General features: G+C 44.8%; 20 protein-coding genes and 27 tRNA genes. 11 read left to right on the top strand and 36 right to left on the bottom strand.

Annotation, left to right across the window (positions count from 1 at the left end; all coding sequences use genetic code 11):
- Positions 1 to 290, top strand: a 290-nt coding sequence (locus tag QUB33_RS01485; RefSeq protein ID WP_333346249.1) for a transposase, incomplete at its 5' end; no start/stop codon positions are given.
- Between the two features lie 550 nt (positions 291 to 840).
- Here QUB33_RS01485 and QUB33_RS01480 read toward each other — a convergent pair.
- The 28 genes from QUB33_RS01480 to QUB33_RS01345 all read right to left on the bottom strand — a co-directional run bounded on the left by QUB33_RS01480 (position 841) and on the right by QUB33_RS01345 (position 4,842).
- Positions 841 to 923, bottom strand: a tRNA-Ser gene (locus QUB33_RS01480).
- 4 nt (positions 924 to 927) lie between these two features.
- Positions 928 to 1,001 (bottom strand) — tRNA-His (locus QUB33_RS01475).
- 6 nt (positions 1,002 to 1,007) lie between these two features.
- Positions 1,008 to 1,080: transfer RNA gene (locus QUB33_RS01470), tRNA-Ala, on the bottom strand.
- Between the two features lie 75 nt (positions 1,081 to 1,155).
- A tRNA-Ala gene (locus QUB33_RS01465) sits at positions 1,156 to 1,228 on the bottom strand.
- 71 nt (positions 1,229 to 1,299) lie between these two features.
- Positions 1,300 to 1,376, bottom strand: a tRNA-Ala gene (locus QUB33_RS01460).
- Positions 1,377 to 1,383: 7 nt separating this feature from the next.
- Positions 1,384 to 1,457 (bottom strand) — tRNA-Arg (locus QUB33_RS01455).
- Positions 1,458 to 1,768: 311 nt separating this feature from the next.
- Positions 1,769 to 1,841: transfer RNA gene (locus QUB33_RS01450), tRNA-Arg, on the bottom strand.
- 213 nt (positions 1,842 to 2,054) lie between these two features.
- A tRNA-Gly gene (locus QUB33_RS01445) sits at positions 2,055 to 2,125 on the bottom strand.
- A 5-nt stretch (positions 2,126 to 2,130) separates the two neighbouring features.
- Positions 2,131 to 2,207: transfer RNA gene (locus QUB33_RS01440), tRNA-Thr, on the bottom strand.
- Positions 2,208 to 2,213: 6 nt separating this feature from the next.
- A tRNA-Thr gene (locus QUB33_RS01435) sits at positions 2,214 to 2,285 on the bottom strand.
- Between the two features lie 95 nt (positions 2,286 to 2,380).
- A tRNA-Leu gene (locus tag QUB33_RS01430) sits at positions 2,381 to 2,454 on the bottom strand.
- Between the two features lie 131 nt (positions 2,455 to 2,585).
- A tRNA-Pro gene (locus tag QUB33_RS01425) sits at positions 2,586 to 2,658 on the bottom strand.
- Between the two features lie 4 nt (positions 2,659 to 2,662).
- Positions 2,663 to 2,743: transfer RNA gene (locus tag QUB33_RS01420), tRNA-Leu, on the bottom strand.
- 23 nt (positions 2,744 to 2,766) lie between these two features.
- A tRNA-Leu gene (locus QUB33_RS01415) sits at positions 2,767 to 2,843 on the bottom strand.
- A 29-nt stretch (positions 2,844 to 2,872) separates the two neighbouring features.
- Positions 2,873 to 2,946: transfer RNA gene (locus tag QUB33_RS01410), tRNA-Gln, on the bottom strand.
- Between the two features lie 35 nt (positions 2,947 to 2,981).
- A complete protein-coding gene (locus tag QUB33_RS01405) occupies positions 2,982 to 3,668 on the bottom strand; it encodes a hypothetical protein (protein WP_333346246.1) in 687 nt (228 codons plus the stop codon).
- 80 nt (positions 3,669 to 3,748) lie between these two features.
- A tRNA-Asn gene (locus QUB33_RS01400) sits at positions 3,749 to 3,823 on the bottom strand.
- Between the two features lie 6 nt (positions 3,824 to 3,829).
- Positions 3,830 to 3,902: transfer RNA gene (locus QUB33_RS01395), tRNA-Phe, on the bottom strand.
- A 4-nt stretch (positions 3,903 to 3,906) separates the two neighbouring features.
- Positions 3,907 to 3,993: transfer RNA gene (locus QUB33_RS01390), tRNA-Ser, on the bottom strand.
- 4 nt (positions 3,994 to 3,997) lie between these two features.
- Positions 3,998 to 4,071 (bottom strand) — tRNA-Tyr (locus tag QUB33_RS01385).
- A gap of 34 nt (positions 4,072 to 4,105) precedes the next feature.
- Positions 4,106 to 4,187 (bottom strand) — tRNA-Tyr (locus tag QUB33_RS01380).
- Between the two features lie 13 nt (positions 4,188 to 4,200).
- A tRNA-Lys gene (locus tag QUB33_RS01375) sits at positions 4,201 to 4,275 on the bottom strand.
- 5 nt (positions 4,276 to 4,280) lie between these two features.
- Positions 4,281 to 4,354, bottom strand: a tRNA-Glu gene (locus tag QUB33_RS01370).
- A gap of 6 nt (positions 4,355 to 4,360) precedes the next feature.
- Positions 4,361 to 4,435, bottom strand: a tRNA-Trp gene (locus tag QUB33_RS01365).
- A 3-nt stretch (positions 4,436 to 4,438) separates the two neighbouring features.
- Positions 4,439 to 4,513, bottom strand: a tRNA-Met gene (locus QUB33_RS01360).
- A gap of 102 nt (positions 4,514 to 4,615) precedes the next feature.
- Positions 4,616 to 4,689 (bottom strand) — tRNA-Cys (locus QUB33_RS01355).
- Positions 4,690 to 4,764, bottom strand: a tRNA-Glu gene (locus tag QUB33_RS01350).
- A 4-nt stretch (positions 4,765 to 4,768) separates the two neighbouring features.
- Positions 4,769 to 4,842: transfer RNA gene (locus QUB33_RS01345), tRNA-Asp, on the bottom strand.
- A gap of 496 nt (positions 4,843 to 5,338) precedes the next feature.
- Here QUB33_RS01345 and QUB33_RS01340 point away from each other — a divergent pair.
- Complete coding sequence (locus tag QUB33_RS01340) at positions 5,339 to 6,163, top strand: biotin--[acetyl-CoA-carboxylase] ligase (RefSeq protein ID WP_333346243.1); 825 nt, start codon at positions 5,339 to 5,341, stop codon at positions 6,161 to 6,163.
- Between the two features lie 212 nt (positions 6,164 to 6,375).
- Here the strand turns inward: QUB33_RS01340 and QUB33_RS01335 are convergent, their stop codons facing one another.
- Positions 6,376 to 9,987: an OmpA family protein gene (locus tag QUB33_RS01335; protein WP_333346240.1), complete on the bottom strand. Its 3,612-nt coding sequence runs from the start codon at positions 9,985 to 9,987 to the stop codon at positions 6,376 to 6,378.
- A 120-nt stretch (positions 9,988 to 10,107) separates the two neighbouring features.
- Positions 10,108 to 11,154 carry a 4-hydroxythreonine-4-phosphate dehydrogenase PdxA gene (gene pdxA, locus QUB33_RS01330; RefSeq protein WP_333346237.1) on the bottom strand — a complete coding sequence of 349 codons (1,047 nt, stop codon included), beginning with the start codon at positions 11,152 to 11,154 and terminating at the stop codon, positions 10,108 to 10,110.
- A gap of 472 nt (positions 11,155 to 11,626) precedes the next feature.
- On the opposite strand from pdxA, the gene petM reads away from it, so the two are divergent.
- The 5 genes from petM to QUB33_RS01305 all read left to right on the top strand — a co-directional run bounded on the left by petM (position 11,627) and on the right by QUB33_RS01305 (position 14,741).
- Positions 11,627 to 11,731 carry a cytochrome b6-f complex subunit PetM gene (petM, locus tag QUB33_RS01325; RefSeq protein ID WP_071587849.1) on the top strand — a complete coding sequence of 35 codons (105 nt, stop codon included), beginning with the start codon at positions 11,627 to 11,629 and terminating at the stop codon, positions 11,729 to 11,731.
- Positions 11,732 to 11,928: 197 nt separating this feature from the next.
- The gene (locus QUB33_RS01320; protein WP_333215976.1) at positions 11,929 to 12,906 is read left to right on the top strand and encodes an NmrA family NAD(P)-binding protein; all 978 of its coding nucleotides are present in this window, start codon (positions 11,929 to 11,931) and stop codon (positions 12,904 to 12,906) included.
- Position 12,907: 1 nt separating this feature from the next.
- The gene (locus tag QUB33_RS01315; protein WP_333172418.1) at positions 12,908 to 13,825 is read left to right on the top strand and encodes an NAD(+) kinase; all 918 of its coding nucleotides are present in this window, start codon (positions 12,908 to 12,910) and stop codon (positions 13,823 to 13,825) included.
- Between the two features lie 312 nt (positions 13,826 to 14,137).
- A complete protein-coding gene (locus QUB33_RS01310) occupies positions 14,138 to 14,356 on the top strand; it encodes a hypothetical protein (RefSeq protein WP_333165484.1) in 219 nt (72 codons plus the stop codon).
- Positions 14,349 to 14,741: an aspartyl protease family protein gene (locus tag QUB33_RS01305; RefSeq protein ID WP_333145301.1), complete on the top strand. Its 393-nt coding sequence runs from the start codon at positions 14,349 to 14,351 to the stop codon at positions 14,739 to 14,741. The genes QUB33_RS01310 and QUB33_RS01305 overlap by 8 nt, the downstream gene beginning before the upstream one ends.
- Positions 14,742 to 14,930: 189 nt before the next feature.
- On the opposite strand, the gene QUB33_RS01300 is transcribed toward QUB33_RS01305, so the two are convergent.
- From QUB33_RS01300 to era, 4 genes are all read right to left on the bottom strand, one after another.
- Positions 14,931 to 16,007: an ATP-binding protein gene (locus QUB33_RS01300; protein WP_333346234.1), complete on the bottom strand. Its 1,077-nt coding sequence runs from the start codon at positions 16,005 to 16,007 to the stop codon at positions 14,931 to 14,933.
- Positions 16,008 to 16,311: 304 nt separating this feature from the next.
- Positions 16,312 to 16,881 carry a hypothetical protein gene (locus QUB33_RS01295; RefSeq protein WP_333346231.1) on the bottom strand — a complete coding sequence of 190 codons (570 nt, stop codon included), beginning with the start codon at positions 16,879 to 16,881 and terminating at the stop codon, positions 16,312 to 16,314.
- Positions 16,882 to 17,244: 363 nt separating this feature from the next.
- Positions 17,245 to 18,795 (bottom strand): ATP-binding protein, encoded by a 1,551-nt coding sequence (locus tag QUB33_RS01290; protein WP_333346228.1) that lies wholly within the window; start codon positions 18,793 to 18,795, stop codon positions 17,245 to 17,247.
- Positions 18,796 to 18,977: 182 nt separating this feature from the next.
- Complete coding sequence (era, locus tag QUB33_RS01285; protein WP_333346268.1) at positions 18,978 to 19,889, bottom strand: GTPase Era; 912 nt, start codon at positions 19,887 to 19,889, stop codon at positions 18,978 to 18,980.
- A gap of 508 nt (positions 19,890 to 20,397) precedes the next feature.
- On the opposite strand from era, the gene QUB33_RS01280 reads away from it, so the two are divergent.
- Positions 20,398 to 20,829: a hypothetical protein gene (locus QUB33_RS01280; RefSeq protein WP_333215988.1), complete on the top strand. Its 432-nt coding sequence runs from the start codon at positions 20,398 to 20,400 to the stop codon at positions 20,827 to 20,829.
- 441 nt (positions 20,830 to 21,270) lie between these two features.
- Here QUB33_RS01280 and QUB33_RS01275 read toward each other — a convergent pair whose 3' ends face one another.
- On the bottom strand, positions 21,271 to 21,543 hold the full coding sequence (locus QUB33_RS01275) for a hypothetical protein (protein ID WP_333073661.1): 273 nt from the start codon (positions 21,541 to 21,543) through the stop codon (positions 21,271 to 21,273).
- Positions 21,544 to 21,795: 252 nt separating this feature from the next.
- Between QUB33_RS01275 and QUB33_RS01270 the strand changes: the two genes are divergently transcribed.
- The 3 genes from QUB33_RS01270 to QUB33_RS01260 all read left to right on the top strand — a co-directional run bounded on the left by QUB33_RS01270 (position 21,796) and on the right by QUB33_RS01260 (position 24,104).
- Positions 21,796 to 22,353, top strand: a complete 558-nt coding sequence (locus QUB33_RS01270; RefSeq protein WP_333346224.1) for an NUDIX hydrolase — start codon at positions 21,796 to 21,798, stop codon at positions 22,351 to 22,353.
- A 191-nt stretch (positions 22,354 to 22,544) separates the two neighbouring features.
- A complete protein-coding gene (locus QUB33_RS01265) occupies positions 22,545 to 23,300 on the top strand; it encodes an ATP-binding cassette domain-containing protein (protein WP_333346221.1) in 756 nt (251 codons plus the stop codon).
- 153 nt (positions 23,301 to 23,453) lie between these two features.
- A complete protein-coding gene (locus QUB33_RS01260; RefSeq protein ID WP_333346218.1) occupies positions 23,454 to 24,104 on the top strand; it encodes an ABC transporter permease in 651 nt (216 codons plus the stop codon).
- Here the strand turns inward: QUB33_RS01260 and QUB33_RS01255 are convergent.
- Positions 24,091 to 24,726 (bottom strand): DUF1802 family protein, encoded by a 636-nt coding sequence (locus QUB33_RS01255; RefSeq protein WP_333346216.1) that lies wholly within the window; start codon positions 24,724 to 24,726, stop codon positions 24,091 to 24,093. The two genes, QUB33_RS01260 and QUB33_RS01255, sit on opposite strands and share 14 nt — an antisense overlap.
- Between the last annotated feature and the right edge of the window lie 279 nt (positions 24,727 to 25,005).

Raw genomic sequence — 25,005 nt, 5'->3', positions numbered from 1 at the left:
ATAAGCAAGTTGTACTAGCTTTGGATCGAGCAGGGTGGCATACTGCCGGGAAACTTGAAGTCCCAAAAGGTATTCACATTGTTGAGATGCCATCTCACTCTCCAGAACTTCAACCAGCAGAAAGACTTTGGCCACTTACAAATGAGCCTCTTGCTAATCGAACATTTGAAAATCTTGATGAATTAGAAGAGGTTTTATTTGATCGTTGCAAACAATTACTCCAACAGCAAGATTTAATTCGGGGTTTAACAAACTTTCACTGGTGGCCTCAAGTTCCAGTTGCTGCTTAATTATGGGTAAGCACCCGGACATGATATGAGCCATCTTCGCGAGCAATAAAACCGTCAACGGTGCAAGCAACGTAATATTTTACTTTTCTCATATTTAACCTTTCTTTTGATAAAGTTAAAAGCCAATAAATGGAGAGGACGGGACTCGAACCCGCATCGATCGACAGCAACTTTCAGGAAACGCGCTTCCTTACTGCCCGCAAGCAGATGAGAACTGCCCCCATCTCGGACTGTTAATTCCTTTCAGTGCCTCCGCAACCCGCTGCCAGTTTGCGTTTTCCGGGAACGTCGCGAAGCAACTTTTTACCCTACTCAACACACCCGATCGTCCTTGTGAGAGCCGCTTTTCCAAAGTTTTTACGGTGCCATTCCAGTTAGGCAACCTCCCCATAATTTTGCTCAGTCTAGGATAGCAAATCTCGTAAAAAAATTACCCATAATTCTCCCTTATTTATATATAAAATCATAAGCAATCCACCGAGGAGGTACTGCCCCTCCTATCCCCGCGTTATCAGCACGGTGTCTCGCTTTTCGACTTCCGGTGGTTAAAAGGAAGATGAAGGAATCGAACCCTTACAGTTACCTGTACCCCAGTTTTCAAGACTGGTTGCCAACCATTTAGCGGCATCTTCCAAGGGGTGTCTGACGGGAGTTGAACCCGCTATTACTGGTTCCACAAACCAGCGCCGCTACCACTTTGGCTTCAGACACCGAAAGTGGAGTCAAGGAGAATCGAACTCCTGGCCTCTTGCGTGCAAAGCAAGCGCTCTACCAATTGAGCTATGACCCCGCGTAAAAGATTCACCTGTGGAGTAAATCTAAAATCTACAATCTAAAATCTACAATCGACTTCAGACACCACAAGTGGAGTCAAGGAGAATCGAACTCCTGGCCTCTTGCGTGCAAAGCAAGCGCTCTACCAATTGAGCTATGACCCCGCGTAAAAGATTCACCTATGGAGTAAATCTAAAATCTAAAATCTAACATCTAACATCGAATGACCCAAATTTGGTGGATTGCGATCGGATTTGAACCGATATCTTTCTAACAGCCAGTTAGATGCTTTACCAATTAAGCTACGAACCCCAGGGAGCAGGAGCGGTAGGACTCGAACCCACAACATTCGAGGTAGAAGCTCGACACTCTATCCAGTTGAGTTACACTCCCGTATTTTTTGTTGATTTGTGCGATCGTACTTTGACGTGCAAGTTATCAGAGCATTGCGTTTTCTCAGTTACTAGAGGGACTCCGCCGATGAGTTATTACACACTCTTTAAAGGATGGCTACCTTCAAGCCAACCTGCCGGGTTCAATGCACTCCTCGTTCTCAAACGCCCGCTGAATTTGACAGCGTTACCTTTCCTCTCGTACTAAAGTATGTAGGCTCCAAAGATTGGGACACGCAAAGGGCGATCGCTCTTCATATAAAAAATTATCCATTCAATGGAATCAACCTCCTTAAATTAAAGCAAAAACAACGAGAGTGGCAGGACTTGAACCCACAACATCCGCGTCCGAAGCGCGGCGCTCTATCCATTGAGCTACACTCCCATAAATTAGTAGTCCTGGCAGGATATTACCCCGCGTCTGCTTGTAACGCAAACGCTCTACCATCGAAGCTCAGGACTACAAAAGCGGATGATGGGACTCGAACCCATGCGCTGAGAATGGCATACTCAGATGCTAGCCTTTACATCACACCCGCAAACCGATTTTAGATGGGAAATTTGAGATTTTAGATTGAAAAAACCTCTCGTTTAGCCAAGCGGATAACGAGGATTGAACTCGTGCCTAGAGTTAGGAAGACTCGAATGCTACCGTTACACCATATCCGCAATTCTGGGGCTGGTGATAGGAATTGAACCTACAACCGACTGATTACAAATCAGTTGCTCTGCCTAATTGAGCTACACCAGCACGCCAAGCAGATGGTGAGATTTGAACTCGCAAGAAAGCTTTACAAGAGCCTCATCTTGCCAATTACATCACACCTGCATTTTTGGTGGCGGGGGCAGGAGTTGAACCTGCTATTAAGAGGCTTATGAGACCTCCAAGCCTACCCAGGCTACTTCACCCGCGATGTCACCAAATACCCCTGACTGGCATCGAACCAGCACTAACTAGATCCTAAATCTAGCGCCTCTACCGATTGGGCTACAGGGGCAAAACCGATTTGAGATTTGAGATTTGAGATTTGAGATTGAATAAAACCTCATACCCCTGACAGGCCTCGAACCTGCAAAAAACACTCGTTTTGAGCGAGTGATGTTTTCCAATTACATCACAGGGGTAAAGTCGGGATGGTTGGATTTGAACCAACGACTCCATGCTCCCAAAGCATGGCTTCTGGCCGCTGAATTACATCCCGTTCATGCTCCTAGTGAGACTCGAACTCACACTCTAAATAAAACAGATTTTAAGTCTGCCGCGTCTGCCAATTCCGCCACAGGAGCAAGTAGAAACTTAGTTAAAAATTTGGTACTCCTGGTGAGATTTGAACTCACACAACACAATTTTTGAAATTGCGGCCTCTGCCAATTGGGCTACAGGAGTGTAATTTATCTGCTTTGGTAATAGCAGAACTGGGAAGGCAGGGATCGAACCTGCATTTTGCCGCTTTCAAAGAGCGGTGCCATACCGATTAGGCGACTTCCCAATAACATTTACTCAACTTACTAAATATTTAGATATTTAATATTTTTTATTTCGATTCCAATATCCTCTTGGCGGTTTCTGAATTCCATAAGTCTTACACCATTTTTCTATTGCCTTGCCACTGACACCAAACTCTTTTGCTAAGCAAGTGGTTGGTTTTTCCCAAAGCATTTTTTCTAGCTCTTCTTTAGAGGGACGCTCAACTTTTCTGGCTTTCATATGAGGAACTCTTTTGTTCTGGTGAGCTATGTAATTATTTGCTTCCTGCTCTCTGCGTTTACTTCCATAATTTTCAGTTTGTCTGTGACAGTTAGGGCAAATAAATCTCAGATTCTCTTGCCTATTATCTTGCCAATTCCCATTGATGTGATCGATGTCTAAAACTAACTTCTCTCCTAACCATTCACTTTGCACCAAACATTTATTGTTTTCACATTTATACTTTCTCCCAATCTCCATTAATGCTCTTCTAAGTTGGAATGTTGGTGTTCTTCGATTGCGCGAACTTAGAACCAAAATTTCTTGGCAAGGCTTTTTGGGGTTAAGCCCTTTCAAACTTTGATCGGATTGTTTAAAGTGAGAGGTATCAATACCCAACTCTTTAATCCGCTTAGTTATGTGACCATGACTTCCACCACCTGCTATACCAAGTTGCCTTAAAACCCCACTGATAGAAAATGAATGTTTAACAGCTTCTTCCAAGATTTCTTTGGTGTATTTCATGAAAAGTGTAGAACTCAAGTAATTATTATTATAAATGAGTTCGGCACCATGCTTTACCAACTTTTTAACGTTGTCTAAAATGGCTGCCCCAGTAGGACTCGAACCTACAACCTAACGGTTAACAACCGCTTGCTCTACCATTGAGCTATAAGGCAACGCAATCCCCCAAGTCAGTATCGAACTGACGACCTCTTGTTCTTCAGACAAGCGCTCTACCAACTGAGCTATCGGGGGAAAACGGAGAAGGAGGGATTTGAACCCTCGACGGCTGTTAAACCGCTCTTTCTTAGCAGGAAAGCGCCTTAAGCCACTCGGCCACCTCTCCACAGCGAGAACGGAGGGATTTGAACCCTCAATCTTCAGTTTTATTAACTGAGATGTTATCCGGCTACACCACGCTCTCAAGATTGCAACTGCAGATTAAATGCAGTTACAAATGGGTCGGGCTGGAATTGAACCAGCAACGCTTTAAGCTACTGTTTTACAGACAGCTACCCACGCCAATAGGAGGGCCGACCCAAGATAGAAATTTTGGTAGGTCGTCGAGGAATTGAACCTCGATCCATCCGCTTAAAAGGCGGCTGCAAAACCATTCTGCCAACGACCCACGAGAAGTGCTGACGGGAGTTGAACCCGCAATCACTTGGGTGAAAACCAAGCGGCTTAAACCATTTGCCTACAGCACTATAAATTGGCACAGGAACTGAGATTTGAACTCAGAATGCTGGTTTTGGAGACCAGAGTGTTGCCAGTTACACCATCCCTGCTTGTGGTCGCAGCGGCGGGATTTGAACCTGCATTGACCAAGGTATGAACTTGGCGCTTTAGAATTAAGCTACGCTGCAATGTCACTTTCGCTTCGTTCCTTTTCAAAGTTAAAAATTTCAATTAAAAGACTGTTAGTTTAATCTTTTAATTTCTAATTTTTAATTCCTGATTGGGAACAGAGGTTAGGGCGGGATTTGAACCCGCGCAATTCGGTTTTGCAGACCGACGCTTTGAGCCACTCAGCCACCTAACCTGGGAGTCCCGACGAGGTTTGCACTCGCAATCTTCTCCTTGAGGGGGAGACGGCTTGACTTTTGCCTACGGGACTTTGACGGGAGTAACGAGACTTGAACTGGCAACCTTTCGCTCGACAGGCGACTGCTCTGACCGGTTGAGCTATACCCCCGCGAAAATGAACAATATTCTGTCCTTGAATTACTGAAGTTGGGACGGGGTGGCGGTTGATTCCGCGTACTACAACCCGATCGGGCTATTGTTGCCGGAGTCTACACCGCCAATGTCCACAATTATGTGACAAGATTAACTTCCTATTCAGTTGTCAAGGTTCATATTGCTTGTGGGGTAAAGCTTTGAATCTCTTTCCCCTTCGCCATACATTTATACTACATTGCATAATACAAGACTGTCAAGGGGGTAATACAACTTTTTTTTAAATTGGGTTTTTTCAAGGGGTGTCGATCGCTCCAACCCACCCTCTGCTTTCCCCTAAACCCTTATAAATCAAAAGATTTTGCGGCTGAACTGATGTTGCGGCGTAAGGTGAATCTGATGCTGAAACTGTACTACACTCCAATTTCTCTGAATTCTCGCCGTCGCGCGAGGTGGCACTTCTGGAAAATGCGATAATCAGCTTTGAGATATCAAATACTACAAATCAAATCTTGTCTGAATTGCCGTTAACTCCCGTGCCCGCATTGCCAGAAGCCGATCGCCCAAACCTCCATCACTGGCTACACTCCTTGGATACCTGTCCGAGTACCAACAGTTGGGCGATCGCCCGCGCGGCCCAACTCCACCACGGAGATGCTGTATTTACTAGGCGACAAACCAGCGGGCGCGGCCAACACGGGCGCACCTGGCACGCCCCAAGCGGTGTCTTGACTGTTAGTTTTGTACTCGAAAACCTCAACCCCACTCTGTTGCCGGGACTCAGTTTAGCAGCGGGTTTAGCCGTGATTTACGCGATCGAAGATTTGGTTCCCGACTGTCGCGATATGCTGCGCCTGAAATGGCCAAACGATGTCTGGATCGATCGCCACAAATTAGCCGGAATTCTCTGCGAAGCTACTTCCGGCAATGTTTTTGGTAAAACTCGCGCGGTTGTGGGAATTGGACTCAACCGCTGCGTAGATTTCGCGGCTGCGGGATTGGATGAAAAGGATCTCGGCAATGCGGTAAGCTTGCATTCTCTTGCTAGTACAGTACCAGATGAACTGTGTTTGCTTGATCGACTGCGGCACTATTTACTCGAACTAGCCGATATGTTTTCTACCACAGACAAGCCAGCCTCCAAGTCCGGTTTAGCGCTACTTTTGCCGGAATTGCGCCGCCGCGATGCGTTGATTGGCTGCCCGGTGGCGATCGAACTTGCGTCGGAAACCATCTGCGGAGAAGCCGCCGGCCTTGACGGATGCGGCCGCTTGCTAATATGCTTGGCGGGCGATCGAATACAAGCCTTTACCTCCGGGCGAGTTCGATTAATTTAAGAGGAAGAAGGAAGAAGGAAGAAGGAAGAAGGGAAAGGGAGTCAGAGCAATATTTTCAGCGATAACAAATGTCCTAACCTTCTTGCCAGTTACTATAAATTAAGAGAAAGAAGTCATTAGTCATTAGTCATTAGGGAAAATCCCCAATTAACAATGCCCGATGCCCTATGCCCTATGCCCGATGCCCAATTCCCAATTCCCAGTTCCCTATTTTAATTTATCACCTCAAATACTACCAATCTGCTCAGCCACAGCGGTTGATTTGCCTCCACACCTTCAGGACGACCCTTAGTAGAAGCAACTTGTATTCTGTTGCCATTTATCCCTTGTCTAACCAAAATATTTTTCACATTTGTCGCCCTTTCCAGTGCCAGCTTTTGATTTTCTACCGGAGCGCTTTTAAAATCACTGTAGCCAACTATCCTTAAATTCTTCGTGCGATTTTTCTCCATATATTCCTTGATTTTGCTAAGCTTTTGTGCTACATCTTTCGCCTGCAAACTTGCCGAACCTGCACCGAAATACACGCGAACTGGCATTATTATCTTTGGCGGCGGTGGAGTTCCTATTATCACTGTATTTGTTACAGACTTCACCCCCGGAATTTTCTCAAAAGCTTGAGTTATTTTCTGAGCATCGGGCACTTTGCTCACGCTGCCTGCAACGGCGACTTTTCCCTCTGCATAGCGAGCTGAGATATCAATGCTTTCTACTTTATTCAAAAGAGCTGCCGTCCGCTTGACATCGGCTTCTACTAAAACCGGATCAGGAGGTACTTCAACGGCTATAATTTTATTATTAACTCTTAATTGTGGAGCTGCTTGCTGAGCGATGTTTTCCGCTTTCGAGCGCAGCTTTTGATTGGGCACTCGTCCCGAAATCTCCAATAATTTATCTTTAACATCTGCCACGATACGATAAACCGATAACTCTGGAGCAGATTGTAATGCTAAATTCGTATCTGCTTCTAAGCTCGCTTCAACTCCGCTGCGGTATTGATGAATTCCCCAAGGTACGCCAATTAAACCTAATGCTGCCAAACCGATAATTGGTAAAATGGGAAGTTTAGAAGATTTAACTTTTACATCTGTATCGATTAATTTTTGCAATTTCGAGTTTACTTCTGGTGGTACAGTTGCTGGATCGCCGTTAAATGACCGAATTATCTCTCCGTATTCTTGAACAATATTGTTGAATATCGTTCGCATTTTATACTTAAACCACTGGCGGCTTTCTCCTTGTATAACTACTGCCAGATAACACGAACCCGCTACTTCCAATACTATCTTCGATGTGCCGTATTCTATAGCATCAATCTCTGCAATATTTCCAGACTGAGATATGCAATCGTTGACAAAAGCCCGAATAGCAGTCAGCATCCCTGCTACCATGTCTGATTCTAGCTGTTCGCGTTCAGATTTTTGCACTGCTGAAATTACTAAGCCCGATTTTGCTTGAATTAAAAAGACAGCTCTAACACTCAGTGGTGTTGTTTCTTTCATCAGCACTTCTGCTTCAGAAACTCCCTGTAATTTGGCTTTAATTTTGCGACTAATTCCCTCTGGGCTTAAAGCTGATTCGAGTTTTTCATTAATCTCCCGCATCATTTCGGCGATGTATTTTAAAATCGTGCTGCCGATGATCGGATAAAGTGCATCCGACATTGCTTCTCGCTTGAGATGAATTTGCTGTTTGATAGCGGTGGCCATTTCCGGCGCGAGCGCCATTGCAATTTCATCGGGCGATTCACTGATTCTGTGGCTGATTCCCACAGGAATAGCCGGCGATATTGCTACTCCCATCGACTGCCTGTTTTGTCGGGTTTTGCTATTAATTACTTCATCAATTATCGGAGCTATAGTTTCGGCAAATGATTTTCTCGACTCATTAATTGTTTGGATCATCATTTCTGGAAAGATGACTTTAATTCTGGCGAGTAATTCTTCCCGATTGCCTCCCCATTCAGCATCAGTAATTTTGCGATCGAGTTCGCCTACTTTATCGTTGAGTCTGTAATTATAACTTACCACTTCATCTAACAATGGTAAAATAGATTCTATGACCGACTTTTGCAGTTGGGCGTGATGGCTAACCATCAGCTCGTCAATCAAAGGTTTCAGTAAATCGGTAAACAAGTCTGTCGATTCATAAATCCGGTGTTCGATCGCCACAATCTGTTGTTCGATCTTCCCGAGTCTTTGATCGATCCTTTTATTCTGAATGATGGCATCGACAGCGGGGGCGATCGCAGATTCTATCTCTAGCTTTGCTTCCCCGATGTTTCGGGACAGCATTTCTACAATCACTGGCATTATTCTTGCCATCAACCCTTCTATCTCGCCTAAAACTTGCTGCTGAACTTCGACAATCTTAGTTTCATTATTTAATATTTGTGTTGCAATACCGCTGTTTTGAATAGCCGTGTTGACACTGGGCGCGATCGCCTCTCTCACCTCTAACTTTGTCTCCTCGATTTTCCGGTTCAGCGACTCAATCATTAACGGCATTAACCTTGCCATTATATCTTCCGGCTGAGATTTTTGCTGTCGCTGAAGATTATTTAGTCTACTTTCTACGTCGCTCAATTTTCCTTGAACTTCTCTTTGAAGAATTGCTGATTCTATCAAAGGTTCAATCGTCGCTGCTACTTGTAATTTGGATTCATCTATTTTCTGATTCAGCAAATCAGCTATTGCGGGCATTAGCATCGCCAGTATCTCTTCTGGCTTCTGAATAGGCGACTGTTGTGTAGCCAGTCGGCGTTCGATGATGCTCAATACTTTTTCTTCTATTTCTACCCAAGCTATTCTTACCTGTACTGAGGGGGTAACAGCTTCTACAATCTCTGATTTTAATTCACTAATTTTGCGGCTTAGCAACTCGCTAACTACTGGTACTAGCTGCTTGATTAAATCTTCCGGTTGCTGCTGGTAGCGCTGCTGGATATTCGCAACTCTATCTTCAATTCTTACTACCTGTTTTTCTAGTCCGTTTTGATTGTGAATTACTTGATTGACTTTTGGTGCGATCGCCGAAGCTACCTCTAACTTAGACTCCTCTACCTTACGCTTGAGCAGCTCGCCCACCACCAACATCACCCTTTGCATTAACTGTTCTGAATTCGGCAGTTGCTGCTGGTTGAAATTAGCAATTTTATTTTCCAAATCAGCTATTTTGGTCTGCAATTCGATCTGATTAATTTGATCGCTGCTAGCGATTTCTAGTGCCTTTTTTAATTCCGACTTCAACCCCTCTAATTCATCTCTCATTAACTCAGGAATTAACGGCTTCAGTAAAGTCATCAACTCTTGGGGTTCAGACATCAACTTCTCAAAATTTTCTAATCTTTGTTCCACGCTCAAAACATTACTGTAAAATTCCGGTAAATCCCTTTCAAACAGCAGTTGCTGCAACCGCTTAAACTCCTCCACTGCTTGTTCTAATTCTTCCTCCGACGGCGGATTTTTTTTTGCTCCCTTGGCGGCTATAGATAAATCGGGTTCCTCATTACTTTTTTCTCGTCTTTGAGATGGGATCTCTTCATCGTTACTTAATACTTCCGGTACAATACTCGGTGATTCGATCAGGAAAGACAATTGTTTGCGCCGATTTTCCTCATCTTCCAACCGCTGAACAGACTTTTCCGAAAGCGGTAATTTTATCTCGCTTGGCTCTTTTTTGGATTTCTTCAATAACTGAAATTCAGTCAGTATGGTTAGCAATTCCTGAAGTTGCTCTCCAGCTTTAGAACTTGCCTGAGTTGCATCAGAAACCTCTTTTTCTGACTGATACATTTTGCCTGAATTATCATTAGATGCTGCCATACTGCGCTACCCAAACGTAATTTTTATCGACCGAAGTAAATTACCAGCTTGCTTGCCGCCTCACCCCAGCGACAATCAATAGGAATGACACAATTTTTCCCAGCGTCAGGCGTACTAAAGCTATCGCCTTATTTTAACTGCTGTTCTGCGACTAGCCAACTGGGCGGCCAACTGCAATGCTGCCGTCATGCTGGAGGCATCTGCAATCCCTTGACCTACAATATCAAAAGCTGTGCCGTGATCCGGAGAGGTGCGGACAAAAGGCAAGCCAATTGTAGTGTTGACTGCTTTATCGAAAGCCATCAATTTTACTGGAATCAACCCCTGGTCGTGGTACATTGCCAAGTAACCGTCGTGAGCTTCCTTGGCTAAACCGTACCAAACTTTAGCCGGTTTTACCCACAGGGTATCGGGGGGGACTGGCCCGTCTAACTGCACTTGAGGAAAGCGATCGCGCTGCGTTTCCAACCAAGGTATCATCCAGTCTTGCTCTTCATTTCCCAGTTTGCCATTTTCGCCGCTGTGAGGATTTAAGCCAGAAATCGCAATTTTCGGTCTTTCCAGCCCAAAATCTTCCCGCAAACACTCTACCAGCAATTCTAGTTTTTCGCTCAATAATTCTGGACTCAACGCATCTGGGACTTGACGCAGGGAAATATGTGTAGTAGCCAGTAAAGTTACCAGCGTCCAACCGCTGTGTGGAGATGTGGCGGCAAACAGCATTCCGAACCGCTGCGATTTTGCCCTTTCTGCGAGGAGTTCTGTTTGTCCCGGATAATTGTAACCGGCCGCCTGCCAGCAAGTTTTGGAAATCGGGCCTGTCACGATGGCGGAGAATTCGCCCGCGAGGGTACGGGCGATCGCGCTTTCCATGTAAGCAAAGCTAGCGGCCCCGCTAGCTGCACTCCCGACACCGGGGACAATTTCGCCCCACTTGCTGTCTGGTTCAATATCAATAATGTTTAATGTTTCGGGATTTGCCGCTTGTGCTGCTGGATTGCTCGATCGCAACATATCGTAAGTTTGCTGCAAAATTCTCTTAGAACCTATAACCGTTACTCTCCAAGCAGCAGCGGGATCTGCCAATGCCTTGAGAATCACTTCCGGGCCAATTCCCGCCGGATCTCCCAGAGTTACAGCTAGTTGTGATTCCCGATCGAGACTCAAGGCAGTTTTCTCCAACAAAATTACAGGAATTTCGGCACTGAAATTTTAGCATTCATGTACCTGCTTGCCCCAAATTATATTATCTTTATTTAATGTGATCGCCCAATTGGACATATAAAATCGTCAAGAACCTCAGCCTAAAGGCATGAGGCTTGAAAGAGAAATCTAACAAGCCATCTTGACCCGCCTAAGTCTTAACTGACTACGTTTTTTGAGTCACGACACCCTGGAATGCGAAGCTAGTTCCCTGCTCTGTCGCTAGTGGTTAAACAGTTCTAAGGTCACTGGAACAGTGCTGCTAGCCTAACAAGCTCACTAAACATTGGCAAAGCTAACTTTACCCCAGAAATGGGAGATTGAGGACACCCATATCCTCACGGGGGGGCAACCATACCCCCCTACCCCGCAAGGGGATTCAAATTAAATGTAAAGCCGTCCTGTAAGGACGGGGTTTCAGACCCGAGGAATTTTGATGAATCCTGAAATTTTCACTGCAGCCTTTTTGTCCTTTTCCCTAATTTTCGTGGGTATAGGTGGAGGCTTCCTCCTGCTCAAATTGCAAGGCCGCGAAGAATAAGTTTTTTTCAACCAATCCTTCAGAAGCCTTCTCCCTTCTGCCTTCTAGAGTCTACTTTCTGCCGAAAGCCAGCCTTGTGCCGAATATCTCAAGCCTAAAATGAGAAAATTTCAGGTTTTTGTTAAGTTTTTATAACAAACTTAACAAAAACCTGATACCATCTTATAGAAAGTTTAAGATTCATAATTAATCCCTAGATGACTTTATTGATTTTAGGTGCCACCGGCACTCTCGGCCGCCAAATAGCCCGCCGCGCCCTAGACGAGGGCTACCAGGTGCGCTGTTTAGTCAGAAGTTACAGAAAAGCTGCATTTTTGAAAGAATGGGGCGCTGAACTCGTACCCGGGAACCTTTGCCAGCCAGACAGTCTGCCTCCGGCCCTAGAAGGCGTCAGTGCTATTATCGATGCAGCAACAGCGAGTGCAGCCGATTCTGTCAGCATCAAAAGAGTAGACTGGGACGGAAAAGTATCGCTGATCCAAGCAGCAGCAGCAGCAGGCATCAAGCGTTACATATTCTTTTCCTTTCTCGACGCTGAGAAATATCCTCAAGTCCCCTTGTTGGAAATCAAGCGCTGTACCGAATTGTTCTTAGCAGAATCCGGTCTAGACTACACAATCTTGAGACCTTGCGGCTTTTTGCAAGGACTGGTGAGCCTGTATGCAATGCCGATTTTGGACAATCAGGCAGTCTGGCTGCCCAATAAGCCATCCGCCCTTGCCTACATGAACACTCAGGACGTTGCTAAATTTGCCGTCCGGGCCCTTTCCGTTCCTGAAACCGAGAAAAAAAGCTTTCCGGTGGTGGGAAATCGCGCTTGGGATGCTGACGAAATTGTGCGGTTGTGCGAACGGCTGTCAGGGAAGCAAGCCAAAATTACGCGCACCCCAGACGCCTTGTTGAAGGCTACTCGTCAATTTGCTAAGTTCTTTCAGTGGAGTTGGAACGTAGCTGACAGATTGGCTTTTTCAGAAGTTTTGGCAGCCGGAAAACCCTTGAAAGCTCCGATGGATGATGTTTACAGTGTCTTCGGAATCGACCCCAAAGAAACTACTACTTTGGAGTCTTATCTCGAAGAATACTTTAATCTGATTATGAAGAAGCTCAAGGAAATAGAGTACGAGCAGCTTAAAACTAAAAAACGGAGTAAACAAAAAATGCCCTTTACATTTTAAAGTGCCGAAAGCTGGGATTATATACAACGACGTTAAACCTGTGGCTTGTCGCATCGCCGCAGAGTTGGAAGACAAGCTGACTGCCCGCGGCTGGGAGGTTTGCTCGGTTTCTGGTTCCGGAGGAATTCTGGGCTATTCTAGCCCCGATCGCCCGATGTGCCACAACCCGATCGAACAACTCGTCCCCCCCGGTTTTGACAGCGACATGGAGTTTGCAGTGGTTTTGGGTGGCGACGGTACGGTGCTGTCGGCATTTCGCCAAGTCGCTCCTATTGGAGTGCCGCTGCTGACTGTCAATACCGGTCACATGGGCTTTTTAACAGAAACTTACCTGAACTTGCTGCCGCAAGCTTTGGAAAAGGTAATCGCCGGAGAATACGAAATAGAAGAAAGATCGATGCTGGCGGTGCGGCTGTTTCGAGAAAACGACTGCCTCTGGGAAGCTCTTTGTCTCAATGAAATGGTGCTGCACCGGGAACCGCTGACTTGTATGTGTCATTTTGAAGTGGCGATCGGCCAGCACGCCTCTATTGACATTGCCGCAGATGGAGTCATCATCGCGACTCCCACAGGATCGACAGCTTACGCCCTTTCTGCGGGTGGCCCTGTCATTATTCCAGGAGTGCCGGTGTTGCAGTTGCTGCCTATTTGCCCGCATTCAATGGCTTCGCGGGCTTTGGTGTTTTCCAACACCGAGCCGGTCAAGATTTTGCCGGCGAGTCCGAACCGCCTGGTAATGGTGGTAGACGGTAACGGCGGATGTTATGTTCTGCCCGAAGATTGGGTGCAAGTCGAGCGAGCTCAGTACCCAGCCCGGTTTATTCGGGTGCAATCTTTTGAGTTTTTCCACATTTTGCGGGAAAAATTGGGCTGGGGCTTGCCTCACATTGCTAAACCGAGTTCGGTTGAGTTGCCTTGATAGTTGTTGTTGACACTCCCCGACTATCAAGGTACGGGGATTGTTGGCTCAACCAGTTGGCTTGCTGGTAGATATCATATCAAGTCCTAGCTGTAGTCGATCGCAATTCCCCTTCCCGTTTTTCACCGATTGAAGGGATTTTGATTTTTTTATCTGTTGATAAATCGTAGAATAAAGCAGCAATTAGTGTTGGTAATGTAGGGCGACATTTATCCACCGGAATCCTTAATTCTCGATCAAGCTTCCGAATCATCTCCACAGTCAGGCAGCGTTTATGATAGATGTATTCTCGTACTTCTGGGAGTTTAAACCATGTCTCTCGCTGAGTTAATTCCTTTGGTGAACAATCTGAGCCAGTCAGACAAATTATCACTCTTCAAACTCCTAGCCGCACAAATCCCAGACGCTGAATTACAAGTCATCTTTTCTGCATCAGAGTATCCAGTTTGGTCGCCCTACGATGCAACGGAAGCTGCAAACATTATGATGCAGATGATTCAGGACGATCGAGAGGCATCTACTCATGCCTAGTTCGATCGAGTTTCCCTTTTCTGACGATGAAGCATTACCCACGATTCCCATCACTCTGATTCATGCAGGCTTTTCTGTCTCGGCGAATGCACTGCTAGATACTGGGTCTGCGGTCAATCTATTACCTTATGACATTGGTCTGCAATTGGGTGCAATTTGGGAGGAACAAACTGTCCGCTTGCCATTGGCTGGAAATCTGGCAACGGTTGAGGCGCGGGGTGTATTTGTAGATGTTCAAATTGGGAATTTGGAACCCGTTCGCCTAGCATTTGCTTGGGCACAAGCCTCTCAGGTTCCATTAATTCTCGGGCAAACCAACTTCTTTCGAGAATTTGATGTTTGTTTTGTGCGATCGCGAGGCACGATCGAAATTATTCGCTTCTAATAAGCGTCGATGCAGAACTCGGAGTTTTATTTATAGCTTAACTCTCGATCGAGCTTCCGAATCATCTCCAAGGTCAGGCAGCGTTTGCGAGATAACGTTGCCCATCACCCGCCCCCAACAACCTTTCTATCATAACAAATTACCTTTCGACAGTCGGTGTGCATGGGCGTTGTTAGGCATCAAGGTCACCTAGACATTCTCATAGCTTATTGTCACTGAGAATGATGTTGCATCTTGCGTAAAAATTGCTGGAGAAAGATTTTGATGCTTTAGCATTTTTTTTACCCATAACAACCCACTACCAACTAACTCAACAAGCCCTTTTTGTCGAAGCTGCAATGCTAATTTTTCATTCCTTATTACAACGTATCCTCCAGAAATTTGATTGTTACTAAGACTTACAGGAGGCAATAACCTTCCAGGATTTTTTACCTGAATCGAAGTTGGCATAACCTTAATAACTACATCATTAGCTCGATCGTATGCGCGATGTACTATCGCATTTACTAATAATTCGCGAAGCAGCATGATAGAGATGCGCTCTTGGTGAATCAGAGGTGAGAAATTAGGAATAATAAACTCTTCTAATATAGAAATTGCTGAGGATATTAATTCCTCTATTGTATCTTCAAGTCGATATTTCTTCCTAACGACTTGACCGCTAATGTCCAATACTTCTACTACTACTGCACATTTACTTTCAATGGTAGTGATAGATGAAATGATTTCGTCTGAGGGAACAATATTTTTTTCAATCTCAGATTTTAATTCTTGAAAACGACTGTTTAGATAATTGCAAGGATCAGCAGGAATTTTCCATTTTTGATTAAATAATATATCTTTGCAAGGTAGAGCAATGCGTATGTCAGCATCCCAAGACAAGTTATTATATGGACGATGCTTTGCGTTCCACGATTCTTGTGAATGATAGACTTCTTGTATTTTTTTGCTGCCGTTTATAAACCATATTTCATTTGTTTCAGGACGGTAAATGGCAAGACATAAGTATGGTTGACGTTCTAAATATTTTTTCTTTAATCCCTGAATAAAATTATGTTTTATATTTCTTTTATCTGGAAATTGAACCGATTTAACTTGTATAGGAATTGTAATATTAAGTTTTCCAATTTTTACTCTGATGTTTACATCAATCTCGTCATCAATTTGTAAAGGTTTATCAATATTGAATCCGCATCGCGACAAAACTGCTATGACATTCATTTCGCCAGCAGTACCAGATCGGGTATTTCTTAATTTATTGGGCATTTATATAGTTTCCCTCACATGGCATCTGTAGTTTCGGTAGTTCATAGTTGGAATTTTTGAGAATCTCCTAGTTTGAGGTTTGGTGAAAAGATTGGATTTACGAGCTTGTTGTATGGTGCGCGATGAAGCGTATCTATTTATTCTACCAATTTTCTTTCGGTAAAGCTCTCGATCGAGCTTCCGAACCATCTCCAAAGTCAGGCAGTGTTTGCGAGATAACGATAAAGTTGAGCTGCAGCCGATCGTCCCGATTACCCACAAACACACTTGATGCAGTCGGAGCCAACGCAAGGTTGGACTGTGCTTACTTATTTTGGGTAAGCTTACCAAGCAGTGCTGTATGTTTAGCTTTCAAAAACTCAAAACTTACTATCACTTCCCGCTCAAAATCAACAGGCCAATTAATTTTTGAATGCCACGAATATTCGACACCTTCTTCCTTCCATCGCTTGTGTTGGATTGACCATGAGTTTTGATGATCTAGAAAAGCAACATAGCTATCGGGAAAACGAGTTCCTTCAATTAAATGTGTTTTAGATGTTAGCAATTCTTTAATCTGCTCATTTCTAGGTAGAAAAGATTTTTCAGCCCAGAACAGCCAAGTTTTAAGTTCTTGTTCAGGAAGTGGTTTACCTTTTATAAAAACATAATCCCTTTTTAGCGTATCAAGGAGATCCTGATACGTTCGACGAGCTTCATAAAGAAGAAAAGCCATTGGACCATATAATTCCTCAAGCTGTCTTTCTACGTGTTTTAACGAAGCTTCTGTTCTTTGTCGTATACGCTCGCGTCGCTCGGTAAGTATATGATTGACTATCCATCCGACAGCACTAACAGCACCAGCTATTAAAGCAACAACTACTGAAGTATCCATACAATTCCTCGCTTAACCTTACAACCTAATTCAGCATTGGTTGATCGTTAACATAAATTTCCCACCCCTAGCTTTGAAACAGGGTCGATATTCAGAAATAAAGCAGTCCAACTTATAATTCGCAGTTGCGTTACAATACTGGATATAATCGAATAATACCGCAGTTTGATGATGTATGTCAACCGCTTCTTAATCCCCATCGGAATCTCCTTTCCTCGATCGAGTTCGCCGCACGATTCGACTTAATCACTTAAGCCGCCGCACTGAAAAAAGCTATCTATATTAGATTTTAGATGAGAGAGCATTTAGAGTCGATCGCACACTAGGGCGATCGCACAAATCGAGACATTCATCAGAACTTCTTCACGCACGAATAACTGTAACAGTTCGCCCCATTGGTGTCAGATGAATTTCAGTATTCAACCGCTCTTCTAATTCGAGCGCATTCTCGCGTCGATCGAATATCACCAACCACCCTTCATCTTCTCCCAATCGAGCCAAATATCCATCTAACTGTTCCAACCCTTTACTCAACGGATCGACTTTCCGAGTTCGCCAAACCTTCAGTTCAATTCCCAATGTTACCTCACCATAACGCAAACATAAATCCATTCTGTCGCGTCGGATCGCATATTCCCGCTCCAATGTTCCGCCACCATTAATCACTCGATGCAGAAATGCCATCAACACTAAATGCGGGGCAATTTCGGGATAAGACGCACTTTTGAGTAACGGTTCGCCATGTTGCAGCCAAAATTCCAGAAAAGTTTTGAGTAACGCTTGCGTGTCTAATTTGCCTTCATGAGTCAACCAACTCGGTGCAATTTGCGGCAGAGAAGCCATTGGCGTTACGGTGAGGACGCGGGGCAAAACTTCTCGATAAATTGGGTTAGCGATCGTCAATCCACCCTGAACATCCATCTTACACAAACCCAAATCGATTAAAAACTGAATATCATCATTGGGGATATTTCCCAATTCCAAACCCGCCAACATCGGCTCGATAATGGCTTTGACTCGGTTTTCTCTGAGTCGTTCTGCCAAGCTATCCAAATGCGTATCTTGTCGTTTGATGAGAATTTCTTTAGCTGATAAAATATGTTCTGTGGTAATTTCTATAGATTCATCTGTCACTAATTCTTCTACAATTTCCTTAGCTAAAGCATTCACTAACCAAGGTTGTCCCTGAGTCAGTTCAAAAGCTAAGGCTACGGCTTCAGGTGTAAAAACTTGTCCGGTATCTTGCGTATGTTGCGCGTATAGTTCGGCGACTTCTGAGGCATTAAAATCTCTCAGAGTAATCGATCGCACTTTAATATTAAACGGACTGGATGTATTGAGTCGATCGCTTCCCCCCGCAGCCACTTTGTAATCGCGAACATCCCGCAAACCAATTAAACCCACCGATTGCGGAAACGCTTTCGGGCGATTGGGATAACCATCGCGTAATTGGCGCAGAATAGAAATCAAAGCTTGGTCTTGTAGTGCGTCAATTTCGTCGATAAAAATGACCAAAGGACGAGATGAAACTTGTGTCCAAGCTTGTAAAGCAGCCCGAATTTTCTGTCCCGATTGCATCGCTGTCCAGTCAGGCGGTTGCAGTTTGAGTGGGAGACGGACGGAAATGTTATCTCGCCAAGCCCCCAAAATAGCCTCTTCTGCACCCGCGATGTCTTGACTGAAGGGTGCGCCCACTTCAACTGACAGCATCACGGCGGTGTATTGTCCGCTTTCGGTGAGTTGTTTGGCTAACGCCAGCATGGCGGTGGTTTTCCCCACTTGCCGGGGTGCATGGATGACGAAATAGTTGCGTTGAGCGATTAACCGTTCTAAGCTTGGTAAGCGTACCGTGGGCGACAGTGCGTAATGAATGTCTTCTTGGCAGGGGCCAGCAGTATTGAACCAACGCGGCATAGGTCAACTGGGGCGAATGGGGCTGCTCTCAGTTTATTGTACTGTTGTTGGAATGGCGTTCTAGTTGTTAAGCGGGGGTTTGTATCGACTCTCCGGGCCCGATGAAACTCTCTCAGAGCGAAAGTCGTACTCGATTCTTGATTCATAGAACGGAAGAACCCCAACTGCCAACTGCCAAAGTTTCACTCTTCAACGCGATAGCCCAATTCCGCCAAACGAGTACGCGACTGCCGCCACTTCGGCTGCACCTTGACAAATAACTCCAAATACACTTTGCCTTCAATTAACTTTTGAATCTGTTCCCGGGCCGCACTGCCGATCGACTTGAGCATACTGCCGCTTTTACCGATTAAAATGCCTTTTTGGGAATCCCGTTCGACGTGAATTGTCGCCAGAATGCGAGTAATTTTTGCTTCTTCTTGAACTATGTCGATCGCAATTGCTACGGAATGCGGCACTTCTTCCCGCGTCAGCAGCAAAATCTGTTCCCGAATCAATTCGCCCATAATAAAGCGTTCCGGCTGGTCAGTCACCAAATCGGGCGGATAATAATAAGGCCCAACCTCCAAATGTTCGATTAACAATTTTTGCAGCGACTCGACACCCTCGCTCGTGAGAGCGGAAAATTTCACTACAGGCCACTCAGGATTGACAATTTGCTCGTAAGTTCGATCGATCAACACGGAATCCGACGGTTGTTCGTCCAACTTATTCATCCCCAAAATCACCGGAATGCCGATATTGCTGAGAATTTCGACAATATATCGATCGCCCCCTCCCGATTCCACCGAACCATCCACCACAAACAGCACCACATCCACCGACTTAATCGCCGTGCGGGCATTCTGCACCAAAACCTTGCCCAATTGGTGGTGCGGCTTGTGAATTCCGGGAGTATCTACAAAAATAATTTGTGCTTCCGGTGTCGTCAGGATGCCCCGTAGCCTGTTGCGCGTCGTCTGAGACACCGGCGAAGTAATAGCAATTTTCTGCCCCACCAACTGATTCATCAGCGTTGATTTGCCGACATTCGGGCGTCCGACAATACCCACAAAGCCGGATTTGTAACCCGCCGGAGCCGCGGGAACACCCATAATGTCCGATACGTCGATAAATTTACTGTCTTCCACTAAAATCACCTATTTTCAAGCCCCTTCTCTGTCTATTGTCGCCTGAAAATACTCAAACGGCCATTGGTGCACTCTAGCATCTTTCTCGCTTTGGTATACCCCGCAACAGTCAAAGCTCGATCGACCCGCAAACCAGTGTTAAAACGTGATACGCCATCGGCAAAACTTGATATCTGAGACAAAATTTGATAAAGTTCCAATGACATCGCTCAAAAATGAATCATTCTGGTAAAACCGACTCCCAAATGCTGTAACAACTTCAGATGTGTAAATGTCTAACTCAACTGAAACTATTCTACAGTTTGTCAGGCCAACCAGTTATAACATTTTTGAGAATGTTTGGTAATAAATTAGGTAGATTAAACTCAAACTCAAAAGCTCAATGTCATGAGGCGCTTTTTTCATAAAAGCTACTGTTTTTAGAGCATACCTAATTAGTGCTAATCGTCATAAAGTTGAGGAGATGAATCAGATGAAATCGAAATTATTTTGGAGTTTTTGCACCGTTTTGGTAGCCAGCCTGCCTGTTCCTGGGTTGGCTCAAACAAGCCCTCCCACAAGCCCTCAAGTAGATTTTGACTACAAGGGTGGCTCAATGAAATACCAGTTGCTACCGGGCCGAATCCAGGACAGAACCTTGCCCAGAGCCTTTGACTTTCCAATTATTACCAATGTTGGTACTGACACTAGCATCACCTCGGATTTCCTAATTACCGATCAGTTTCGCGCCCCAGCGGGTCGTACAGAATACACCGGAGCTCTCACCGCCTGGGCAACATCAATCAGAGAATGTCTCGCCAAACAGCCTCTCTTGATTCGAGCCAGCACTAAGAACCCGGTTCGGATTAATGGCAGAGCAGGCACGATTGTTAGAAACGTAAATAACCGTGCAGTTTGCAAATAAACCAGCAATATCACGGCGGCTAAATTGACCGTAATTGCTGTAAGGGCGGGTTCACCAATATCTCCCATGCAAGCATCGATACAGTAAACCCGTCACCGCAGCGATATTGGGGTCAATCGAAGCCAGTTGATATAACTTCCGCTATCTTAAAGATAAAAACTAGAGAGTGTTTTTGAACAAAAAGAGCAATAGAAAACCTATTGCTCTTTTTGTTGGCGAAATTTCAATTAATATCTATTAGGACTTATATGATATCGGGTGAAACGACATCATATAAGAGGTTTGTAGTGAGGAATGCAAGTCCTTATCAAGGTTTAAGGGCTTGCATTCCTCACTGCAAACGACATAATTACGCCGAAACCAGCTTTTTTCCAAAAAATCCCGTGGAACGCGAGGGATATAAATTTTAACACCCCGTTTATGAAAGTTTGTCTGCGTAATTCAGGATTTAGTAGCGCAAAATTCATGTGTACTCAGTAAGATTTCGCCATAATCAGGAATCCAAGCTAGCCACTGTTCTTCCGAACATTCACACAACAGCCACGCTTCGTCAAAGCTGAATGCGGTTGGCGGATTGAACAATTTAACCCACATAGAAGGAGCCAATTTTGGTGCAGGTACGGCGCAGCCAAATTTTTCCCAGTCGCGGACACTGGCGAAGCTTCCGGGCGTTGGTTGGGATTGCCAAGTACGAATATCTGTTTGCAGTTGCATAACTACTCCTGTCTAGCTAAGAGTCTGCACCAGGGCGCGGTTGAAATAACGCAGAGCGAAGGCGCAGATAAACTTTGATTCTGTAGTCTATGTTACCGAATTATCTAGGCGAATGTGTAAGGTTGTAGCAAAAATTTACAATCGAGAGGAAAACCCTGCCTCAAAGGTGAAAAGGTCGATCGGCTATTGTTCAGCTCGGCAACCATCGCCTACCATAGCAAGCAACATCTGATTTATTTAAAAAATTCCGACATGAACCAAACTGCAAAATCCCACTGGAAAACTCTAGACCGCTTTGTAGAAATCAACTCTCGTTGGGTAAAACTAATCGCGGAACATCTCGAAACAACAGAAGGAAAAACAGTAGAATATTGGCGAGTAGAAAGAGCTGATTCAGTTGTAATCTTGACCATTCAAGCTGACAAATTGCTGTTTCCCCCACCGATGTATCGCCCCGGCGTGGCAGAAGCAACCCTTGATTTTCCCGGCGGTCGCGTAGAAGCCGAAGCCACGCCAGCAGCGGAAGTTCCAGCTATACTCAAAAAAGAGCTAGGCGTGACAGAAAGTGCGATCGCCCGCATCCAACCGATTAACACCGTAGGCTGGGCAATAAACAGTTCATTCTCCAATCAAAAACTCTACGGTTTTGTTGCAGAATTGCACCCGACAGTAACAGTAAACCCCGAACTGATCGGTGCTGAATATCCTGTCACCCCAGACGGAATTCGCGACTTGCTCAAAGAATTAACTTGCCTGCAATGTCGAGCATTACTGCTAGAATGGCAAAATCAAGTCGATTTTAGATTTTAGATTTTAGATTTTAGAATGGGGAATTGTTCCCCGATGCTCGCTGATTTGAATTTTAGGACTTACGCTCATCAACCCGGTTTCTCTGACAATTTTTGGGTTAAGCAGCAAATTATCTAAGAATAAAACCGGCTTTCTAGACCCTTGTCTGTAAGTCCTAAAATTCCTGAAAGCCCAAATCACCGGAACTAATCATGCCTCTAAATAATGAAGTTGCTGTCGAATGCCTGGACGCGACATATCGCCTCAACCGCAGGCATTTAGTAGACAAACTTAATTTCAAAGTGCTGCAAGGTGAAGTTTTAGTATTGCTGGGACGCAGCGGCAGTGGCAAAACTACTACCATGAAATTGATTAACAATTTACTAACGCCAAGCAGCGGCGAAGTTCTTGTCATGGGAAAACCGACAACTCAGTGGAACCCAATTCAACTGCGCCGAAAAATTGGTTATGTGATTCAAGAAATCGGTTTGTTTCCCCATTTTACCGTCGAGCAAAACGTCGGTTTAGTGCCAAAATTAGAAGGTTGGGAGGGCGATCGCATTCAATCTCGCGTCCGCAAACTGTTAGAATTAGTCAACCTCGACCCCCAGCACTTCGCCAAACGCTATCCCCATCAGTTATCCGGCGGACAGCGGCAGCGAGTAGGCGTCGCTAGAGCACTGGCGGCTGACCCTCCGATATTGTTAATGGACGAACCGTTTGGTGCTTTAGACCCGATTACTCGTCTGGAATTACAGCGGGAATTCGGTCAATTGCAGCAGCAACTCGGCAAAACTGTGATTTTTGTGACTCACGGCATTCAAGAAGCTTTTTTGTTAGCTTCGAGAATTGGTTTGATGCAAGATGGGCGGTTGATTGAATTGGCAACACCTGATGATTTTCTCAAATCTCAGCATCCAGAAGCTCAGGCATTTCTTGAATGTTTGCAATTACCCGGGACTGGGTAATAATATGATGTGCGCGCGCATCATTCGTTTATGGCTCTGGGTCGCTTTTTGAAGCTGATGGCGGGAAATTAAAGATTTTGGTGAACCGACTCCTACGAGATATTCGATTATAGGAAAATTTACAATTCTGAATTCCTAATTACTAATTTCCACATGATGCAATTTATCAATCGGTATGGCGCTGAGATAATTAAGCGCGCGAGCGAACACTTATATTTAGTAACTGTGGCAATTTTTATCGCTATTAGTGTGGGGATTCCCCTCGGGATTTTAGTCACCAGACAACCAAAATTGAAAAAGCCTATTTTGGGATTTGCTAATATTATGCAAACAATTCCCAGTTTAGCTTTGTTTGGCTTGCTAATCCCGGTGCCAGTAGTGGGTGGAATAGGCGATCGCACGGCTATTATGGCGCTCACTCTGTATTCTTTACTGCCAATTATCCGCAATACTTATACTGGTATTGTCGGCGTCGATCCAGCGATTACGGAAGCCGGCAGAGGCATGGGGATGACTGATATGCAACTGTTATGGCAAGTGGAAATTCCCCTGGCGCTGGGCGTGATTCTGGCGGGGGTGCGAGTTGCTGCAGTAATTGCGATCGGACTCGCTACAATCGCCGCTGCAATTGGCGCGGGTGGCTTGGGGGTGTTTATTTTTCGCGGCGTTGCTACCGTCAACAATCAGTTACTTTTGGCTGGGGCAATTCCGGCCGCTTTAATGGCCTTAGCTGCGGATTTTGGGCTGGGTTTGGTAGAAGCGCGCCTCTCTAAAAGTACCTTAAAAACTATTAATGAGGACTAAAATCCTGGTTACCTTCCGTCAGCGTTGTCACTGTCTGCGAACCAGAAGCATTCGCAGGATTTGCTATCAGATTGCGGATTTCATTGGAGCGTTCAATGTACTCTCGATCGCTCAAAACAGCTTCGCTTCCCTCCAGCGAAATAGCATCTGCCAAATCGATCCAAGAACGGCAACCGCCGTATTCAGGAGTGTAGGGAATTTCGCGGATTTCTGCAAGGCGATAAGCCCGCAGCAATAAAATATAAATTGGCTGATTTTGTTTCCATTTCAGGCGATCGCTGACAAAATTTTCATTCCAAATATGGTAAGGAAATAGCGCAGTAATTGCCGGTTCCCAAGCTACCAAAAAAACATCGGTAATCTCAGCCCAACTGCCAATTCTAATAACTTCAGGATGCCAGCCAGATTCGACAGTCTTGACTTGATGTGCAAACTCCGGCTTTAATAAATCCGGCTGTTGGTGTTCAAAAGTTGGATAGAGCAAAACTTGTTTGTCAGTGACATTGAACTGTCCTGCTTGCTCGCGAATTCCCCCCTTCCGCAGCAGCACAATTGTTTGACCTTGTTCCAAAGCATTAACTGCTACATTCCATTCTTTCAGCGCCCTAGTAGTTGATTTCATAGGAATTTAGTTGGGTTTTAACAATAGTAACAAAAATCGGTACTTTCAAGCAAGTACAGCCATTTTTTCCTGTTAAAATTTGCGTATTCCTGACTATGCAGGACTACCTTATTTTGATAAAGACAATAATTGGTTGCATCACATCGTGGGTCAACTGCTGTTTTCTTTATTACTCTAACCGATAAAATAATCGTCTCTTCTGTGTCCAAGCTATTCTATACTATGACACCGGGTATATTCAGTAACTTTGTGGTTAATTTTTCAGGATTTTACTTAAAT

The organism is Microcoleus sp. B3-A4, assembly GCF_036705385.1.
In the GTDB taxonomy this organism is placed as follows: Bacteria; Cyanobacteriota; Cyanobacteriia; order Cyanobacteriales; family Microcoleaceae; genus Microcoleus.
Note: the sequence above shows the minus strand (reverse complement) of the source record. Positions and strands in the feature narration are given on the sequence as shown.

Coding starts and splice junctions, on each gene's coding strand:
- QUB33_RS01320 (WP_333215976.1), top strand. CDS start 11,929: ATGACTTTATTGATTTTAGGTGCCACCGGCACTCTCGGCCGCCAAATA.
- QUB33_RS01300 (WP_333346234.1), bottom strand. CDS start 16,007: ATGCCCAATAAATTAAGAAATACCCGATCTGGTACTGCTGGCGAAATG.
- QUB33_RS01260 (WP_333346218.1), top strand. CDS start 23,454: ATGATGCAATTTATCAATCGGTATGGCGCTGAGATAATTAAGCGCGCG.
- QUB33_RS01310 (WP_333165484.1), top strand. CDS start 14,138: ATGTCTCTCGCTGAGTTAATTCCTTTGGTGAACAATCTGAGCCAGTCA.
- petM (WP_071587849.1), top strand. CDS start 11,627: ATGAATCCTGAAATTTTCACTGCAGCCTTTTTGTCCTTTTCCCTAATT.
- QUB33_RS01280 (WP_333215988.1), top strand. CDS start 20,398: ATGAAATCGAAATTATTTTGGAGTTTTTGCACCGTTTTGGTAGCCAGC.
- QUB33_RS01335 (WP_333346240.1), bottom strand. CDS start 9,987: ATGGCAGCATCTAATGATAATTCAGGCAAAATGTATCAGTCAGAAAAA.
- era (WP_333346268.1), bottom strand. CDS start 19,889: ATGGGTGTTCCCGCGGCTCCGGCGGGTTACAAATCCGGCTTTGTGGGT.
- QUB33_RS01295 (WP_333346231.1), bottom strand. CDS start 16,881: ATGGATACTTCAGTAGTTGTTGCTTTAATAGCTGGTGCTGTTAGTGCT.
- QUB33_RS01270 (WP_333346224.1), top strand. CDS start 21,796: ATGAACCAAACTGCAAAATCCCACTGGAAAACTCTAGACCGCTTTGTA.
- QUB33_RS01305 (WP_333145301.1), top strand. CDS start 14,349: ATGCCTAGTTCGATCGAGTTTCCCTTTTCTGACGATGAAGCATTACCC.
- QUB33_RS01275 (WP_333073661.1), bottom strand. CDS start 21,543: ATGCAACTGCAAACAGATATTCGTACTTGGCAATCCCAACCAACGCCC.
- QUB33_RS01265 (WP_333346221.1), top strand. CDS start 22,545: ATGCCTCTAAATAATGAAGTTGCTGTCGAATGCCTGGACGCGACATAT.
- QUB33_RS01405 (WP_333346246.1), bottom strand. CDS start 3,668: ATGAAATACACCAAAGAAATCTTGGAAGAAGCTGTTAAACATTCATTT.
- QUB33_RS01290 (WP_333346228.1), bottom strand. CDS start 18,795: ATGCCGCGTTGGTTCAATACTGCTGGCCCCTGCCAAGAAGACATTCAT.
- QUB33_RS01255 (WP_333346216.1), bottom strand. CDS start 24,726: ATGAAATCAACTACTAGGGCGCTGAAAGAATGGAATGTAGCAGTTAAT.